Source organism: Paenibacillus sp. D51F, assembly GCF_053345695.1.
Map to the genome: position 1 here is coordinate 283,002 of NZ_JBKFAO010000007.1, position 16,897 is coordinate 299,898.

Genomic DNA, 16,897 nt, shown 5'->3' on the forward strand with positions numbered 1-16,897 from the left:
GATTACTTGTACATTCCGAGGCAGCCGGCGATATAACCATTGCTGTACTGGATGCGGCGCAGCTGGACGATCGCTTTCCGGCGATCAGCCAAGGCGAACGGCAGCAGCAGCGCCGAGACCGGCACCTTCACCGCCTGCTTCAGGAGATATCCGGGGCCGCGCTGCTTGCGGGCGGCATCGCTAATGCCCTGCCAGTACACCCGGCGCAGAAACCATTTGCGGCTGATGCGGCTTTTGGCGATTTTATGGTCGACGACGGCATGCGGGGTGTAGCACACCTTATGCGTCGCCCGGATCCGGTCGATGAGCTCGCTCTCCTCGCTCGACAGCAGATTGCTGCCGACACGGCCGAGATCCTCGCGGAACGGGGCATGGCGCTTGAATACGTCCGCCCGGAACGCGACGTTCGCCCCGAATGGAATCCGCGGAGCTTCCATCTCCGTGACGCCCGGCGCGTAATCCAGCACCGTGTACAGAGTTTTGAACATGTCCGGAAGCCATTCCGGCTCGCCGCCTTCCCATACCGGATCGATCTTGCCGCCCACGCATCCGATGCCGGCATCCCGCTCGAATACGTCGATGATCGCTCCCATCCAGCCGGGCTTCGCCACGGCGTCGTCGTCCAGGAAGAGGATGTATTGACCTCTCGCTTCCCTGATCGCCCGGTTCCTTGCCGCCGACAAGCCGAGCGTCTCCTCCCGTACGCAGCGCACCCGCTCCGGTCCGACGCCAGGCATGCGCTGCAGCTCGAGCATCGTCTCCCAGGTGCCGTCCGTCGACTTGTTGTCCACGACGAGCACCTCGTACTGCGAGGAATCGAACTGCTGCCCCAGCACGCTCCATACCGCTTCCTTCGTGTCTGCGGCGCGGTTATGCGTACAGATTGCGACCGTTACCTTCATGCTCCCAACTCCGTTTCCGTATGTTCCTCCAGCTCCCGGGCAGCTTATTCGCCGCGTGCCGCCAGCAGACCCCTGCCCAGCTCCCGCTCCAGCATCTCGCCCATCTCGGTGAGCAGCGGATGGCGAAGCTCAGGGTTGCGCATTGCGAACTCAAGCGTCGTGAGAATAAACCCGAGCTTCTCGCCGACATCATAACGGATCCCCTCGAAATCATAGGCATACACGCCCTGATGCTCGTTGAGCCGCTGGATCGCGTCCGTGAGCTGGATTTCTCCACCCGCTCCTGTCTCATGCCTGCCGAGGAATTCGAAAATTTCCGGCGTCAGCACATATCGGCCCATGATGGCCAGATTGGACGGCGCTTCTCCCGGAGCCGGCTTTTCCACGAAGCGGTTGACGCCATGCAGCCTGCTGAGCGGATGATCCAGATTGCCGATCGGATCCACGATGCCGTAGCGATGCGTCTGCTCGACGCCTACGGTCTGGACACCGATGACCGATTTGCCGGTCTGTTCATACTGCTCGATCAGCTGCCGCGTGCAAGGGACATCCGACTGCACGATGTCGTCCCCGAGCAGAACCGCGAACGGCTCGTCGCCGATGAAGTTGCGGGCGCACCAGACCGCATGGCCAAGCCCCTTGGCTTCTTTTTGGCGGATATAGTGGATCTCTACGTTGGATGAGCGGCGGACCTTCTCCAGAATGTCCAGCTTGCCTTTCTCCTGAAGCGTATGCTCCAATTCGAAAGCGATGTCGAAGTGGTCCTCGATCGCCCGCTTGCCCTTGCCGGTGACGACGATAATGTCCTCGATGCCGGACTCGATCGCTTCCTCGACGATGTACTGGATCGTCGGCTTGTCTACGATCGGGAGCATTTCCTTCGGCATCGCTTTGGTTGCCGGCAAAAATCGCGTTCCTAGGCCGGCGGCGGGAATAATCGCTTTTCTCACTTTTTGCATGACGCTCACCCTATCTATTTGGAATGGTTTCGTTTGCTCGAATACTTTTCCTTGTTCAGCAAACCCCCGCTGCAGGTACGGATCATTCTTCCTTGTTCAGAAAATCCGCTGCAGGTACGGATCATTCTTCCTTGTTCAGCAAATCCGCTGCAGGTACGGATCATTCTTCCCTGTTCAGCAAATTCGCTGCAGGAACGGATCATTCTTCCGATCGCTGTTGAAGCCCGGATTCCTTGAACTTATTCCCTTTGGGGGAATCCGGTCTTCAAAGGCGAACGCTCTCGCTTCTCCAGAACGATTCCGTCCCTTCCGCTATCCGCTCTCACAAAAACCTCATGCTGCTATTCCGCTTATTCCTCGCTTGCTGCACCTGAATTGCTCGCGACACTCGCCATTCGCCGAAACAAGTTTATATCCGCCGTGCTCGTTTCTTGCACGTTCCGTTTCTCAAAGGCACCGGTGATCCTCACCGGGAAAATCTCCAAACCAACACAGGGGGCATCCAACCCCGCCTCACGTCATGCCCTCGACGATGAACGTCTAAGGCCGCTGGCCCACAGCATGACCGAGTGCCTCCGGTGATAGAGGTGCAGGAGACATTACCTTGGCTTGATTACGGACCGCCTCGACCGGCTTGCCGGCCAGTCCTCATGGCTGATGGCGGTTCAAATTCCGCTTGCGGGAAAAATCCGTCCATCCTCCGTGCTCAAGCCTGCTCCTCGCTGCCGTAGTAGTAATAGTAGTAGCCGCCGTTCGCATCCCGGTCGACATTGTTGAGAACGACTCCGAGCATCCGCGACCCGGCATTTTCAAGCGTTTCCTTCGCTTTGCGCGCCGTATCGCTCTTGACCTTGCCGGAATCGATGACGAGCACGACGCCGTCGCATTTGCCGGCTACGATATGGGCATCCGTCACAGCCAGGATCGGAGGCGTGTCGACGATGACCCGGTCGTACTGCTCCTTGGCCAGCTCCAGCAGCGCGGCCATCGCTCTCGACCCGAGCATCTCCGAAGGGTTGGGCGGAGTCGGGCCCGCTGTCAAAATATCGAGATTGTCCACTTCAGAAGCTTGAACCCCCTGCTCGAGCGTGCTGCGTCCTTGCAGCACTCCGGTGAGTCCTCCCCGGTTGCTGAGAGCAAAGATATGATGCTGAGAAGGTTTCCGCATATCCGCATCGATCAGCAGCACTTTTTGCCCCGCCTGGGCAAAGGTGACGGCCATGTTGGCCGAAGTCGTGCTTTTGCCTTCTCCTGCCCGGCAAGAGGTGACCATCAGCAGGTCGACAGGATCGTCGACTCCGGCGTAGTCCACCCCGGTACGCAGCATCCGGTAAGATTCCGAGATCGGCGACTTCGGATTGCTGGCTGTTATCAGAGTCCAGTTACGCGTCAAGCGAGACATTGCTTTTCCTCCCCACATGGCCGGAAGCCGGTATCGTTCCCGTATTGTTCAGATTGCTGCCGCCCTTGGCAGTCGCCTCCCTCTCCTTGAACTTCGGGATCGCTGTAAGCACAGGCAGTCCAAGGACATCGCGGACATCTTCTTCGGACTTGATCGTATCGTCGAGATACTCAAGCAGGAAGGCCAGTCCCAGACCCGCGAGCAGCGAAAGCGCGAACGCCGTGACGATATTGAGCTTGGCGTTCGGAGCGACCGGCGCGGCCCCGGCAGCAGGATCGGCTTGATTCAGAATCGAGACGTTGTCGACCTGCAGCAGTTTGGGTATTTCCTTGGAGAAGACGAGCGAGACGGCATTCACAATATTCGCTGCCCCGGCGAACGACTCGTCTCTGGCGGTAACCGACATGACCTGGGTGTCGTTGACCGATGTCACCGTCACCTTCCCGGCCAGCTCGCCGGCGCTTTGGTGGAGCTGCGGATACTCTTCGGCGACGATCTGCATGATGCGCGGCGTCTTGATGATTTCCTTGTAGGTCTTGATCAGCTGGATATTGCTGTTGATCATGCTGAGGTCGATGCTGGACATCAAACCGCCGCCGTCCTTGACCTGTCCGACGAGCAGCTTGGCCGAAGCCTCGTATTGGGGTTTCGCGTACCAATAGGAGTAGGTTGCGGCCAGCGAGCAGCTCACGATGACGATGGCTGCGATCAGCCATAGCCGCTTGCGGATGATGTAGGCATAATGTTTGATTTCCAAGATGTTCCCTCCAGTAAAAAATGGTTGAAAATACGAGAACAGACTCCTATTCGAATTATTAATTTTCTTTAATTATTCATTTCGAGAACTTTTGAAGAAAAAAAAGAGCGGATTGCCTATTCGCTTTCCTCTATCTTTTGCCGGCTTGTTAACTTCTCTCCAGGAAATCATCCAGGCTTCCGCCGTGGAGGATATGCTCCATCAGATCCTCGAAGCTTTTATCGATGCCCTTCTTGTCCAGAAGAAGCGTCAGAAGCTCGGCCAGATCGATGCGCGGTTTCTGGTTGCACGGCTCATATCGGTTCTTCTTGTAATCGAACACGAATTCACGGCGGAGCGGATATTCCGTTACATACAGCAGCTCGGCAAGCGAATCGGCGTTATTGGCGGAGCCGAGGCTTTCATCCTCCGCGAGTACTTGAAGGAATTGGCGCAATTTCAGCTTTTTCTGCTCCATCTCCATAAATGCCTGCAGGCTCTCCCTCGTTCTCTGGATTTGCTCGTTCAGTCCCTCATATTCCGTGACAAGCGATAGTTTGCGGACCGCCATCCCTTTGTCCCTCCCTATATCGTCGCTTCCATTGATGCTCGCCATGCGTGGATGATAATCGCGTCTGTTGTCGGATGTAAGCTTCAGCATTCGGTATTTTCAGACACGGGCTGCCAGGGGATTGCAGTCAGCCTCACAGCAGATTCGCTGCTATTCAGCTTGTTGGTTCGATTATGACACAGTTCGTCGCAAAAGCTAGAGGGAAGAAAGATGTGTTTGGATTAGTCTTTCCTGTTCATTTTCAGTCCTGTTTTCAAGTACCCTGCTCCTAGTTTTCATGGTATGGATGGTAGAAATATTCAGACTTGTTTACGTTTTCATGTAAATGTATGCGTTATCGTCATCATCTATGGAAGCTTCCGTATGGCTTCCATGAAGCAGACTATTGTCGCAGGCGCGCCCATGTCCCTGAATGAACAAAAAACCGCTCTCTTGAGCGGTTTTCCTGTTCTTTGTTCTGTTGGTTCTTGTTTCTGCGCCCCCGCAGCAGTCCTACAACAGCTGACCGCATTCAGGGACTTAGGAACGAGAGGGCGAAATGATGATGCCGTTCAAGGTTTTTCCAGACCCGATTCGACAGAATTCGAGACTTTGGTCACATCCGGAGAAACTTCCTTGACGCGAAATACCCAATATTTATTGGCGGCAAATCCGGCTCCGGTCGCAACGACAACGGCAATTCCTTTCGCAATGAGTGTATTCCATCCCAATCCGCCGTGGAAAACAGCCAATACAGCGGTCGAAATTCCGAATGTGAACAGGTTCACGGTCAAAAACCGGAGCCATTCGCCTTTGCGTCCCGGTTCCGAGCTTCTGAACGTCCAGCTCCGGTTGACCAGATAGCTGTTGATTGTCGCGACCGCGTAGCTGATCGTCTGCGCGATCAAATAGTGGACTCCAAAAACCGCGTTCAGAAGGCCGAAAATCGCATAATCCAGAACCGTATTCAATACGCCGGTCAACGCGTATTTCATCAACATTCCCATCGTAATCCTTCCAATCCTTGAACGTCTCTATCGAAGCAGGCGATGACAACCGATTCAAGAGATGACCTCTTCAACCAAAAGGGCATTTCTCCCATATGTTATGGAATGCCTGTCATAGAGAAGGTATAGTGATACCTAGAAGAGTATCCCATGTATCTTTATCCAGTCAAGTCAAGATGTATTTCATCCGCTCCTTGATCGGGTAATGAATGGACTCAGGCATAGCTTTAGCGAAAAGCATCCGAAAGAGGTGTCGTCAGCATGAAGAAATGGACATCCTTTATTATTCTTTCCATCTCCGTTCTGATCGTTGCAGCCCCCTTGTACTCCGGCGCCAAATCCGCTTTCGTTGCCGGACGGGACCCGGCCCCTGCCTGGACCAATGAAACTTTGGCCGCTCATGCGCTGGGCTCGGTGGACAACCATTTCTATACGAATTCGTATGAAGCCTTCCAACAGAATTACGATAAGGGCTACCGGCTTTTCGAGGTCGACTTGCAGCTTACGACAGACGGATATCTGATCAGCCGTCACGACTGGGGCTCCTATCTCTACGACCGCTTCCGCCAGGAGCTGCCCCGCCCGGAAATGGGCAAGCCGACAAGCCGTAAAACGATCCTCGATCTGCCTATCTTGGAGCGCTACCATGCGATGAGCTTCGAGCAGATCTGCGATCTCATGCGCAAGCATCCCGATATGTGGATCATTACCGATACGAAGGGCTCCACGGCCGAGGAAGCCCAAGCATCGTTCCGAGCTTTGATGAGAGCATCCGGGTCCGATACCGAAGTATTGAGCCGAATCATTCCCCAGATCTACAGCCAGGAAATGTACGGCTGGATCGAACAGGTTCATTCCTTCTCTTCCTATATATATACGCTTTATCAATCTCCCGATTCGGATAACCAAGTGCTCGACTTCGTCCGACGGACGGAATCCATCGATGCCGTCACGATGCCGGAGGAGCGTGCCGGCAAATCCGTCAAGCTGGTTCAGCAGCTCGCAACGCTCCAGGTTCCGGTGTATGTACACACCGTCAATGATCTCGAAGCGATTCGTTCGCTCCTTGCCACCGGCGTTCATGGCGTATACAGCGATTCCATGACCTATGCCCGCATGGCTGCAGCCGGCATCTCCGTCCCGAAGGTCAAGTAACGCCTTCTCGACAGAAATCTGTCAGATTACCGGGGAAAAGATATGTCCGCTTCCTCGCGTTTGCAGGCAGGAATGCGCAAGCGCATGAAGAACGTTTATCACGGAACCTTTTTAGCCATGAAATTTTGGGCTATGGGTTGCATCCAAGGCACTCAATGATTATACTTACTTTACTAAAGGATTAGATTGCATGCGATTTAAGAACGGAAAAGCTTGATTCCGGGCTAATTGTAACGAATTCATAACCCTTTTTTAAGAATCTATTAATCTTGATTGGGTACAATATACTCAACCATTCGAATTGATTGGAGTGATAAGAACATGAGAACTCTGATTTCCTTCCAAAACAAGAAGATTCCTGTATATATCGCCGAACAAAATAATAAAAAAGCGCTCGACAAGTTAGGCGAGGTATTGAACCGCAAGCTGTCCACAGGCAAAAATGCTCTTAAAGGCTCCATCCGTTCCCTGATCAGCGTCGAAATCTCGGGAAGCGAAGCCACTCTCCATACGATCAATGAAAAAGACACGCTTACGATTTCCCTTTATTGATCTCTTCCATGCAAATGCCGCCTGCCCCAGCAGGCGGCATTTTTGCATGGAGCTCCATTATGGTACAGTGGAATTAACATCCGTACATAGAAGTCGAGGAGGAAGCGCCAATGCTGTTTGTCGACAACCGGGACATGCATGATCCATCCCTTAACCTGGCTCTCGAAGAATATATTCTCCGCCATCTTCCCGCAGATCAGGATTATCTGCTGTTTTACATCAACGAACCGTCCATCATCATTGGGAAAAACCAGAATACGCTGGAGGAAATCAACGAAGACTATGTCAAGGAACAGAATATTCATGTCGTGCGCCGGCTATCCGGTGGCGGGGCCGTCTATCATGATCACGGCAACCTGAATTACAGCTTCATCACCAAGGATGATGGCGAATCCTTCCGCAACTACCGCAAATTCACGGAACCGGTCATTCAAGCGCTTCGCTCGTTAGGCGTGGAGGCCGAGCTCAGCGGGCGGAATGATATCCAGGTCGGCGAGCGCAAAATATCGGGCAACGCCCAGTTCGCGACGCGCGGCCGCATGTTCACTCACGGTACGCTGCTGTTCCAATCCGACATTACGCATGTCGCATCGGCGCTCAAAGCCAATCCGGAGAAGTTCAAATCCAAGTCGACAAAGTCCATTCGCAGCCGTGTCGCCAACATTTCCGAATTCCTGCAGAAGCCGATGACGGTGGAGCAATTCCGCTCCTATCTGCTTGAGACCTTATACGATGGCCAGCCCGTCCAAGCCTACGAGCTGACGGATGCGGACTGGGATGGTGTCCGCAAAATCTCGGAGGAACGCTATCGCAACTGGGATTGGAACTACGGGCGTTCCCCTGCCTTCAATATGCGTCAAGTCGAACGCTTGACTGCCGGCACCTATGATGTGCGGCTGAACGTCGCCGAGGGCCGAATCGAGCAGGCATCCATCTTCGGAGACTTCTTCGGTACCGCTGAAGTTTCGGAGCTTGAGGAGCTGCTGGCCGGCATCCGCTATGAACCCGGTTCCGTCCGGGAGGCGCTTGAAGGGGTCGATCTCGTCCCTTATCTCGGTCCGATGGAGATAGAGGAATTTATGGGACTGCTGTTCTAGCTTGTCCAAATCAGCGGTCATTGTAATAAAGCAAATGAAGTCGAAGAACCTCGGAATGAACCCGATGTACATCGCGGGCGGATTTTTTAAGAAAGGCGAGCTGGATATCCGCGGATATCCAGCTCGCCTTTTCGGTTCAGCTTATATGGGAAGACACTAGACCTGAGCGTTCTCTCTCGTTTCGGCAGCCGCATACAAATAATAAGCAAGTCCGGTTTGTCGGAATTCGAGAAAGTCGATATTCGGCTCGGCAGCCATATCATAATCACAATAAGGCTCCCCTTTTCGAATCGCGCTTATCGTATCCGACAATGTCCTCAGCATGCTCTCCCAACGTTCGATACGGGAAGCAAGCAGCTCTCTTTGCTCGACAAGAATTTCAAGTCGTTATGGTCGTCATCCAAATTGGATGACACGGTTATTGTCTCTTTCAAACCCTTGGTATCGGGAGCCGCGGAAGGTGAGCTTTCCGACATCCCCTTCAGCCAGCAAGCCGAAGTCCTTGCCCGTAACGGAAAATTCCATTCGGTCGCCGCTTTCGACTTCAAAGGTCGCATAGTAATCGGTCAGCGTCTGCTGATGCGAGCCTTCCTCGTAGGGTTGCCGGCTGCGGACTCGCGACCGCTTGCTGACCACGGCCGCCTTCACAGACAGCTGAGGCTGGCCGTTGATGCGGCTCCAGCCCGAGTAGGATTTCCAGAGGCCCGCACCGATGATCACCGCAATGACTGCAATAAGAATCGTGAATGCCGTTCCTGCCGTGGAGAAGATCGATTCCATGCTCATCCCGGTCCCCATTCCCGCTCCCTCCCCAGATGTGTCCCTATGATGCATCCTTAGTCCCATTGTATGACGGCCGAGCCGGCTTATTCTCCCGGATTGGCGGATCTTGTCCTAACGGAGGGCTGGAGGTCGGGATATCCCATCGCCTCATTGAAGGCCGTTTCAATTGAATGCACATACGAAAAAAAGCCCCCGCATAGGGAGCTTTTTTTCTATTCATAGTGAATCTTCGATTTAACCCAAACGTCCGGAAGCCATGCGCTGCAGATCGCCTTCCTCAAGAAGCGGGAAATGGCAAGCTACTTGACGGCCAGGCAGCACGTCGCGAAGCAGCGGCTCTTCGGCCTTGCAGCGATCCTGCGCGAGCGGACAGCGCGGGTGAAAGCGGCAGCCCGATGGAGGGTTCGCCGGCGAAGGCACATCTCCCTTGAGAATGATGCGCTCGCGCTTGAGAGCCGGATTCGGCTTCGGAATGGAGGACAGCAGCGCCGCGGAATATGGATGTAGAGGCTTGTTGTACAGTTCCTCCGTCGGGCCGACTTCTGCCAGCTTGCCCAGATACATGACGCCGACGCGATCCGAGATGTGGCGGACGACGTTGAGACCGTGGGCGATGAACAGGAACGTCAAGCCGAGCTCGCGCTGCAGCTTCGACAGCAGGTTGAGCACCTGGGACTGGACGGATACGTCCAGGGCGCTGACGGCTTCGTCCGCGACGATGAACTTCGGATTGAGCGCGATCGCGCGCGCGATGCCGATCCTCTGGCGCTGGCCGCCGGAGAACTCATGCGGATAGCGGTTGCGACGGGAAGCGTCAAGGCCGACAAGCTCCATCAGCTCGACGACACGGGCGTCGATATCTTTTCCAGACATATTCGTATGCACCTTGAGCGGTTCACCGATGACATCGCTCACGCGGAAGCGAGGGTTCAGGGAGCCGAACGGGTCCTGGAAGATGATCTGCAGATCTTGACGGAGATCGCGAAGCTTGCTCGTTCCAAGCTGATGGATGTTCTCCCCGTTATAGACGACCGATCCTTCCGTGGCGCTCTGCAGCCGCAGAATTACGCGCCCGAGCGTCGACTTGCCGCAGCCGGATTCGCCGACGAGGCCGAATGTCTCCCCTTTTTTGATTTCCAGGGAAATATCGTCCACGGCTTTGACCTGGCCGACGACTCGGCTGAGCAAGCCCTTCTTGATCGGGAAATACTTCTTGATATGTTTGACTTCAATCAAAGTTTCGTTGGACAGCTGCCTGCTCATACCGTTACCTCCCCTTGACTGCCGATGTTGATCCTTGGGGATAGCGGAGACTCATCGGAATGCTCCTCGAACAGCCAGCAGGCTGCTTTGTGGTCGTTGCCGAGCTGGAAAAATCCCGGCTCCTCGCGCCGGCAAATATCCATCGCATGCGGACATCTAGGATGGAAGCGGCAACCGGTAGGAAGCTGATTGATCCGCGGAATATTGCCTTGGATCGTGTAAAGCTCTTCATCCGTCTTCGCTTCAAATCCTGGAATCGACTTCAATAGGCCGACCGTGTACGGATGGCTCGGCTTGCTGAAGATCTCCTCGACGGAGCCCTCTTCCATGATTCCGCCGGCATACATGACGACGATCCGATCTGCAACCTCTGCCGCTACGCCCATATCATGAGTGATGAGGACGATGGACATGCCCGTTTCTTTCTGCAGCTGCTGCAGGAGATCGAGGATTTGAGCCTGTACGGTTACGTCGAGCGCCGTTGTCGGCTCATCCGCAATCAGCAGCTCCGGCCGGCAAGCAAGAGCGATTGCGATGACGACACGCTGGCACATGCCGCCGGACAGCTCATGCGGGTACTGGCGCGCACGAACCTCCGGGGACGGAATGCCGACCTCGCGAAGCAGATCGACAGCCATCCTCATGGCGTCCTTCGGGCTTTTCCTTTGATGGAGACGAAGGCTCTCGGCAATCTGCTCTCCGACCGTGAATACGGGATTTAGCGAAGACATCGGATCCTGGAAGATCATCGCGATCTGGTTGCCCCGAATACTGCGCATTTCATCCTGATCCTTCTCCGAAAGAACTTCACCGTTGAATTTGATGTCGCCCTCGAGAATCATGCCTCCCGCGTAATCAATGAGACGCATGACGGCTAGCGAGGTGACGCTCTTGCCGCTGCCGCTCTCTCCTACGATGCATAGAGTCTGGCCTTCTTCCACGCTGAACGAGATCCGGTCGGTCGCTTTCAGGATCTCCTTGTTCACGAGGAAGCCGGCACTCATTTCGTTGACTTCGAGAATTTTGCGCGCCATTTTTCCAGCCTCCTTGGAGAAAGATGCATTTTTTGACGAGGATCCAGCGCATCACGGATGCCGTCGCCGATGAAGTTGACCGCCAGCACGACGATCAGGATGCACATGCCGGGATAAACCCCTTGAATCGGATCAATAAGCATGAATTCCTGCGCGTTGCTGAGCATCTGGCCCCAGCTCGTCTGCGGCTGCTGGATGCCCAGTCCCAGGTAGGACAGGCCCGACTCCGCCAGGATCGCGCTGCCGACCATCAGCGTCGCGTTGACGATGATCGGGAAGCTGGCGTTGCGCAGCAAATGGCGGAAGATGATGCCCCAGCTGGAGACGCCGATTGCCCTGGCCGCCTCGACATACTGCATTTCGCGCAGCTGCAGGAAGTTGCCCCGCACGAGGCGCGCTACGCCCACCCAGCTCGTGAACGACAGGATGAGGATCATATAGATGAACTTGGTGCCGAAGATGGCCCCGATCAGAATGTTCAGGAACAGCGTCGGGATGGAGATCATGACATCGATTAGACGCATGAAGATGATGTCGATCCAACCGCCGAAATAGCCGGACACCGCGCCGATGATCGAGCCGACGATGACGGCCATCGCCGCAACGGAAAAGCCGACCAGCAGCGAGACCCGGCCGCTATAGATGAGGCGGGAGAAAATGTCCCGTCCCATCTCATCCGTACCGAGAATATGGTCGCCTGTGAACGGCTTGATGTTGGCGTTCATCAGATCCAGCTTGGCGGGATCATAAGGCGCGATGACCGGGGCCAGTATCGCCGAGAGGATGAAGATAAGGAGGACGGCGAGGCCGGTCATAGCGAACTTGTTGCGTTTGAACTTGTTCCATGTCTGGAGCCATGGCCCGATCGGCTTGTCCGCCTTGGGCAGCGCATCCGTTTGGTTCGGTACGATAGGGGTGCTTGTGGGCTGCAGATTCGCGCTCATCCTACTTGCCTCCTTTGCTTATCTGGACGCGCGGATCGACGATCGCGTACAGGATATCCGCGATCAGGTTGCCGACGACGACGAACACGGCGCCGAGCAGCGTAATCGCCATCAGGACGGAATATTCACGGGAGTTGGCCATCTCGACGAACAGACGGCCCATGCCTGGCCAGTTGAAGACGGCTTCCGTGAGTGATGCGCCGCCGACCAGGATCGGCAGATCAAGTCCGAACAGGGTAATGAGCGGAATCAGCGCATTGCGCAGCGCATGGCGGAAGATGACTTTGTTCTCCCTCACGCCCTTTGCCCTCGCGGTGCGGATGTAGTCCTGCTCAAGCACTTCCAGCATGCTGGAGCGCGCGTACTTCAAGTAGCCGGCCAGCATGCCGAGCGAAAGCACGGATACAGGCAGGATCAAGTGCATGATGAGATCCGAAATATCGCCTTCCTTGCCCATGGTGTACATATCCGACAAGGGAAGCCAGTCGAGCTCGAGAGACAAGTAACTTTGCAGGATGATGCCGAACCAGAAAGCGGGCATGGCAAATCCGATATAAGAGATGAAGGAAGCCGTCTGATCGGAGAAGCCGTATTCCTTGGTACTGTTGTAGATGCCCCACGGGATGGCGATAATCAGCGTCAGAATCCACGATGCGCCCATCAGAATCATCGTATTCTTCACCGTCGGCCACAGGATGTCGCCGACCGGGATATTGTTTTTGAAGGTGGCGCCCAGGTCCCCGGTCAGGATGTCGCCCATCCATTTGAAATATTGGACCGGAATCGGCTTGTCGAGGCCGAGCTGTTGAGCCTTGATCTGGCCCGCTTCCACAGATAGTCCGGGGGATAGGAATATTTGGGTCGGCCCGCCCGGAGCGGCGTGGATCAACCCGAATGTAAAGATCGAAATTAGGAACAGCACGATGACGGACTGTAAAGTCCGTCGGATCAAATACTCGCCCATCAGGCTTACCTCCTTGAATACTGAATCCCAACCTGCTGGCAGCTGCCGGCTTTGCGCCGAGCAGAACCGTGGTGGGTCCCAAGCTGCAGACCGCCCGGTTATGCACAGGGCAAAACCGTCTTCCAACAGCATGAAGGGTGGATATGAGGAAAGGAGAAAGGAGGAAGGACGTCGCCTTCCCCCTTTTCTATGATTCTGTCTGAGTCACGATGTCTTATTTCGAATCCTCAAGCCACCATTTGTTGATTCCGAAGAATCCGCCATAAGGCAAAGCCGCTACAGGAGCGTCTTCAGCGTTGTACTTGACGCGTGGGCCGAGCACTTCAGGCGTGCCGTATTGGTACAGGAAGACGTAAGGCAGGTTGGTGGAGATTTGCTGGGCGACTTGTTTGTACACCTCTTTGCGCTTCTCTTGGTCCGTCGTCGTGTAGCCTTCGACCCACAGCTTATCCAGCGTCGGGTTGTTGTACCAGCCGGAGTTTTGACCGTTCGGCGGGAAGTACTTGGAGGAGAAGACCGACTCGCTGTCCGGATCCGGACTGTTCAGCGACCATGCCTGCAGAGCGGCTTGGTATTTGCCTGGGTAGATATTCTGCTCCAGCCAGGATGCGAAGTCGATGCCCTTCGTCGTGACCTGGATGCCTACAGCTTTCAGGTTGTCCTGGATGACCGTCGAGACGTTCTCGCGGCGGCTGTTGCCGGAATTGTACTGAAGCTCGAAGGTGAATTTCTGGCCGTTTTTCTCCAGAATGCCGTCTTTGCCTGCTACCCAACCGTCTTCAGCAAGCAGCGCTTTCGCTTTTTCTACATCGTAGTTGTAGTTGACGGCTGCGTCGCCCGGATCTGCCCAAGTACCTGGCAGGAATGGCGCGTTCAGGGCTTTTCCCGTACCCTTCAGGATGTTGTCGAGAATGCCTTGGCGGTTCAGCGCGTAGGCGATTGCTTGACGGGTCTTCTCGCCGGCGAAGAGCGACTCCTTGCCGCCGAAGTTCATTTTGTTGAAGTTGAAGCTCATGTACTCGTACAGCGGTCCAGGAGCAAGCAGCACGTTCAGGCCTTTGGCTTTGACGGCTTCGACTTGCGTTACCGGAATGGCGCCCACGAGGTCGACGTCGCCTTTGAGGACGGCTTGTACGTTCGTGTTCTGGTCGGCATAAATCTTGTAGATGATCTTGTCGATGTTGACGTCGTTGACGTCAGCAGCCCAGTAGTTCGTTTCTTTTTCAAAGCTCAGGTATTGCTTTTGCTTCCATTCGGACCATTTCCAAGGGCCGTTCGTGACCGTTTTGGCTGGATCCTTGCCGTAGTCGTTCTTCTCGAGCTCCTTGACCGGGATGTCCTTCAGGATGTGGGAAGGAGCAATCTCGGATACCAGCGTGTAGATGAACGGAGCGAAGACTGTCTTCATCGTGATCTTGGCCGTTTGGGCGTCGACAGCTTCGACCTTGTCGACTTTGTCGTAGCTGCTGATGCCTTGGGAAGCGGCGTCAGGGTTCTTGATCGTGTTGATCGTAAAGGCGATGTCCTCGGCCGTTACCGGCTGGCCGTCGCTCCATTTGGCGTTGGCTTTCAGCTTCAGCGTGTACGTCAGGCCGTCGGCCGAGATCTCCGGCAAGCTTTCCAGCAGAGACCAAGGCTGTGCTACGATGTTGCCGTCCTTGTCGTAGTCCAGCATCTTCGCGAACATGAACTGTACCGCATCGCCCGAAGACGTATCGGATACGTAGATCGGGTTCGTGTTGACGATGTCGGAGAATGTGCCGATCGTCAGCGTGCCGCCCTTTTTAGGACCGGCCGGATCCGTCGCGCCTGCGTTCGCAGCCGTGTTGTCAGCCGGTGCTGTCGATGCCGGCGTATTTGTCTTTGCGCCGGAATTGCTGTTGCTGCCGTTGTTGCTGTTGCTTGAGCAACCTGCAACCAAAACCCCCATTACGGACACACCCACGAGCAAGGTTTTCCACTTGAATGAACCTGCCACTCCACATTCCTCCTTGGCTCTAGCCAAAACATGTCATTTCCGGTTCCAATTGTAGCACGGTTTTTAACGTCCGAATATAGATTGTTCTGAAAATAATTAAAATTTTATTAACTGCATAATTATTCATAGATTCTTTTTATTGGGGTAGCGCTTACAATCAAGCCGCTGTAAGGTCCGTGGCATCTTTAAAAAGGGAAGTGGATTTGTAGATAGTATGCGTTTTAGGGGATAAACAAACAAAATGTCTCAAAAAACGGGAATTTTTTTACCATTCGAAACCAGTCTGGATGAGTGCTTTAAACCATTATTTTTACCAATACTTTTTTATGATTTTCATTGTTTTTTGATGCAACGCTTTAACGCAATATATAATTAATACGTTAAACAATAATTGCGTCTCGATGGAATTATTTTTTCTATCTTACCTAAAATCCAGTCCCTCTTGATCGCAAAAAAGCCATCTCCCCAGTAGGGGAGATGGCATTCCAACATAGGGCTATTGATCTAAAATGGATTCAAAAGCACTCTTGTCGAGCTTCTGCACGAGCGCAAACAAAAGCTCCTTGGCTGCCGCATAATCATCGATGTGCATGATGGATGCCGCTGTATGGATGTACCGCGCCGGGAGTCCTATGACCGCCGAAGGCACTCCGATGCCGGACAGATGGACCTGCCCCGCATCCGTTCCGCCTTGGGAGAAATAATACTGGTAACGGATGTTGCCGTCCTCGGCCGTCTCGCGGATGAATTCGGCGAGGCCGCGGTGCGTAATCATGCCGGGATCCTGGATGCGCAGAAGGGCTCCCTTGCCCAGCTGCCCCATCGCATTGCGGTCTCCGGTCGCATCCGCCGCGGGACTGGCGTCCAGCGCCAGGAAAAGATCGGGCTGAACGAGATTCGCCGCCGTGCGCGCTCCCCTGAGGCCGACTTCCTCCTGCACGGTCGCTCCGGCATAGATGACGTTCGGATGCTTCTTGCCCTTCAGCTCGCGGGCAAGCTCGATCGCGAGCCCGACCCCGTACCGGTTGTCCCAAGCCTTGGCCATGATCTTCTTGGGGTTCGCCATCGGCGTGAACGGACATACCGGCACGATCGCCTGTCCGGGCCGAATGCCGTAGGAGAATACTTCCTCCCGGCTGTCGGCGCCGATATCGATGAACATCGACTTCACGTCGACGACCTTGCTGCGGGAAGCGTCGTCCAGCAGATGCGGCGGCGTCGAGCCGATGACGCCGATGACCGGTCCGTTGTCGGACACGATCTCCATGCGCTGGGCCAGCATCGTCTGGGCATTCCAGCCGCCGAGCGTGACGAACTTGATCATGCCGTTGTCCGTAATGGCCGATACCATGAGCCCGACCTCGTCCATATGGCCGGCCACCAAGATCCGCGGCCCCTGCTCGTCGCCGCGGAGAACGCCGAAGATGCTGCCCAGGCGGTCGCGCACAAGCTCGTCCGTGCAGGCGGCCAGCTGGCTTTCCACATAGTTGCGCAGCTCCTTCTCATGGCCGGGAACGGCGCGCATCTCCGTCAAAGTCCGGAACAATCCAAGCGTTTCTTCATTCATCTTT

The 16,897-nt window shown here is 55.0% G+C and carries 16 protein-coding genes; 3 read left to right on the top strand and 13 right to left on the bottom strand.

What is annotated here, in order from left to right; translation table 11 throughout:
• Positions 1 to 2: 2 nt before the first annotated feature.
• From ACLBWT_RS15130 to ACLBWT_RS15155, 6 genes are all read right to left on the bottom strand, one after another.
• Positions 3 to 902: a glycosyltransferase family 2 protein gene (locus ACLBWT_RS15130; RefSeq protein WP_447663961.1), complete on the bottom strand. Its 900-nt coding sequence runs from the start codon at positions 900 to 902 to the stop codon at positions 3 to 5.
• A 44-nt stretch (positions 903 to 946) separates the two neighbouring features.
• On the bottom strand, positions 947 to 1,861 hold the full coding sequence (gene galU / locus ACLBWT_RS15135) for a UTP--glucose-1-phosphate uridylyltransferase GalU (RefSeq protein ID WP_447663962.1): 915 nt from the start codon (positions 1,859 to 1,861) through the stop codon (positions 947 to 949).
• Between the two features lie 706 nt (positions 1,862 to 2,567).
• Positions 2,568 to 3,263, bottom strand: coding sequence for a CpsD/CapB family tyrosine-protein kinase (locus tag ACLBWT_RS15140; RefSeq protein WP_447663963.1), 696 nt, complete (start codon positions 3,261 to 3,263; stop codon positions 2,568 to 2,570).
• Positions 3,244 to 4,020: a YveK family protein gene (locus ACLBWT_RS15145; protein ID WP_447663964.1), complete on the bottom strand. Its 777-nt coding sequence runs from the start codon at positions 4,018 to 4,020 to the stop codon at positions 3,244 to 3,246. Before ACLBWT_RS15145 ends, ACLBWT_RS15140 begins: the two co-directional genes overlap by 20 nt.
• A 148-nt stretch (positions 4,021 to 4,168) precedes the next feature.
• Complete coding sequence (locus ACLBWT_RS15150; protein ID WP_447663965.1) at positions 4,169 to 4,570, bottom strand: hypothetical protein; 402 nt, start codon at positions 4,568 to 4,570, stop codon at positions 4,169 to 4,171.
• 551 nt (positions 4,571 to 5,121) lie between these two features.
• On the bottom strand, positions 5,122 to 5,556 hold the full coding sequence (locus ACLBWT_RS15155; RefSeq protein WP_447663966.1) for a GtrA family protein: 435 nt from the start codon (positions 5,554 to 5,556) through the stop codon (positions 5,122 to 5,124).
• Positions 5,557 to 5,817: 261 nt separating this feature from the next.
• Here ACLBWT_RS15155 and ACLBWT_RS15160 point away from each other — a divergent pair, with 261 nt between their 5' ends.
• The 3 genes from ACLBWT_RS15160 (at position 5,818) to ACLBWT_RS15170 (ending at position 8,360) form a co-directional block, all read left to right on the top strand.
• On the top strand, positions 5,818 to 6,711 hold the full coding sequence (locus ACLBWT_RS15160) for a phosphatidylinositol-specific phospholipase C/glycerophosphodiester phosphodiesterase family protein (protein ID WP_447663967.1): 894 nt from the start codon (positions 5,818 to 5,820) through the stop codon (positions 6,709 to 6,711).
• A 321-nt stretch (positions 6,712 to 7,032) separates the two neighbouring features.
• A complete protein-coding gene (locus ACLBWT_RS15165) occupies positions 7,033 to 7,263 on the top strand; it encodes a hypothetical protein (protein ID WP_021879285.1) in 231 nt (76 codons plus the stop codon).
• 110 nt (positions 7,264 to 7,373) lie between these two features.
• Entirely contained in the window at positions 7,374 to 8,360 is a 987-nt protein-coding gene (locus ACLBWT_RS15170) for a lipoate--protein ligase (protein ID WP_447663968.1), read from the top strand.
• Between the two features lie 396 nt (positions 8,361 to 8,756).
• Here ACLBWT_RS15170 and ACLBWT_RS15175 read toward each other — a convergent pair whose 3' ends face one another.
• The 7 genes from ACLBWT_RS15175 to ACLBWT_RS15205 form a co-directional block, all read right to left on the bottom strand.
• A complete protein-coding gene (locus ACLBWT_RS15175; protein WP_447663969.1) occupies positions 8,757 to 9,158 on the bottom strand; it encodes a DUF2500 domain-containing protein in 402 nt (133 codons plus the stop codon).
• 219 nt (positions 9,159 to 9,377) lie between these two features.
• Positions 9,378 to 10,406 carry an ABC transporter ATP-binding protein gene (locus tag ACLBWT_RS15180; RefSeq protein ID WP_447663970.1) on the bottom strand — a complete coding sequence of 343 codons (1,029 nt, stop codon included), beginning with the start codon at positions 10,404 to 10,406 and terminating at the stop codon, positions 9,378 to 9,380.
• Positions 10,403 to 11,440, bottom strand: coding sequence for an ABC transporter ATP-binding protein (locus tag ACLBWT_RS15185; protein ID WP_447663971.1), 1,038 nt, complete (start codon positions 11,438 to 11,440; stop codon positions 10,403 to 10,405). Before ACLBWT_RS15185 ends, ACLBWT_RS15180 begins: the two co-directional genes overlap by 4 nt.
• The gene (locus ACLBWT_RS15190; RefSeq protein WP_447663972.1) at positions 11,407 to 12,384 is read right to left on the bottom strand and encodes an ABC transporter permease; all 978 of its coding nucleotides are present in this window, start codon (positions 12,382 to 12,384) and stop codon (positions 11,407 to 11,409) included. Before ACLBWT_RS15190 ends, ACLBWT_RS15185 begins: the two co-directional genes overlap by 34 nt.
• A gap of 1 nt (position 12,385) precedes the next feature.
• Positions 12,386 to 13,348, bottom strand: a complete 963-nt coding sequence (locus ACLBWT_RS15195) for an ABC transporter permease (RefSeq protein ID WP_447663973.1) — start codon at positions 13,346 to 13,348, stop codon at positions 12,386 to 12,388.
• Between the two features lie 214 nt (positions 13,349 to 13,562).
• Positions 13,563 to 15,326 carry an ABC transporter substrate-binding protein gene (locus ACLBWT_RS15200; protein WP_447663974.1) on the bottom strand — a complete coding sequence of 588 codons (1,764 nt, stop codon included), beginning with the start codon at positions 15,324 to 15,326 and terminating at the stop codon, positions 13,563 to 13,565.
• Positions 15,327 to 15,822: 496 nt separating this feature from the next.
• Positions 15,823 to 16,893, bottom strand: a complete 1,071-nt coding sequence (locus ACLBWT_RS15205; RefSeq protein WP_447663975.1) for a M42 family metallopeptidase — start codon at positions 16,891 to 16,893, stop codon at positions 15,823 to 15,825.
• Positions 16,894 to 16,897 lie beyond the last annotated feature (4 nt).

Coding starts and splice junctions, on each gene's coding strand:
- ACLBWT_RS15130 (WP_447663961.1), bottom strand. CDS start 902: ATGAAGGTAACGGTCGCAATCTGTACGCATAACCGCGCCGCAGACACG.
- galU (WP_447663962.1), bottom strand. CDS start 1,861: ATGCAAAAAGTGAGAAAAGCGATTATTCCCGCCGCCGGCCTAGGAACG.
- ACLBWT_RS15140 (WP_447663963.1), bottom strand. CDS start 3,263: ATGTCTCGCTTGACGCGTAACTGGACTCTGATAACAGCCAGCAATCCG.
- ACLBWT_RS15150 (WP_447663965.1), bottom strand. CDS start 4,570: ATGGCGGTCCGCAAACTATCGCTTGTCACGGAATATGAGGGACTGAAC.
- ACLBWT_RS15155 (WP_447663966.1), bottom strand. CDS start 5,556: ATGGGAATGTTGATGAAATACGCGTTGACCGGCGTATTGAATACGGTT.
- ACLBWT_RS15160 (WP_447663967.1), top strand. CDS start 5,818: ATGAAGAAATGGACATCCTTTATTATTCTTTCCATCTCCGTTCTGATC.
- ACLBWT_RS15165 (WP_021879285.1), top strand. CDS start 7,033: ATGAGAACTCTGATTTCCTTCCAAAACAAGAAGATTCCTGTATATATC.
- ACLBWT_RS15170 (WP_447663968.1), top strand. CDS start 7,374: ATGCTGTTTGTCGACAACCGGGACATGCATGATCCATCCCTTAACCTG.
- ACLBWT_RS15175 (WP_447663969.1), bottom strand. CDS start 9,158: ATGGGGACCGGGATGAGCATGGAATCGATCTTCTCCACGGCAGGAACG.
- ACLBWT_RS15180 (WP_447663970.1), bottom strand. CDS start 10,406: ATGAGCAGGCAGCTGTCCAACGAAACTTTGATTGAAGTCAAACATATC.
- ACLBWT_RS15185 (WP_447663971.1), bottom strand. CDS start 11,440: ATGGCGCGCAAAATTCTCGAAGTCAACGAAATGAGTGCCGGCTTCCTC.
- ACLBWT_RS15190 (WP_447663972.1), bottom strand. CDS start 12,384: ATGAGCGCGAATCTGCAGCCCACAAGCACCCCTATCGTACCGAACCAA.
- ACLBWT_RS15195 (WP_447663973.1), bottom strand. CDS start 13,348: ATGGGCGAGTATTTGATCCGACGGACTTTACAGTCCGTCATCGTGCTG.
- ACLBWT_RS15205 (WP_447663975.1), bottom strand. CDS start 16,893: ATGAATGAAGAAACGCTTGGATTGTTCCGGACTTTGACGGAGATGCGC.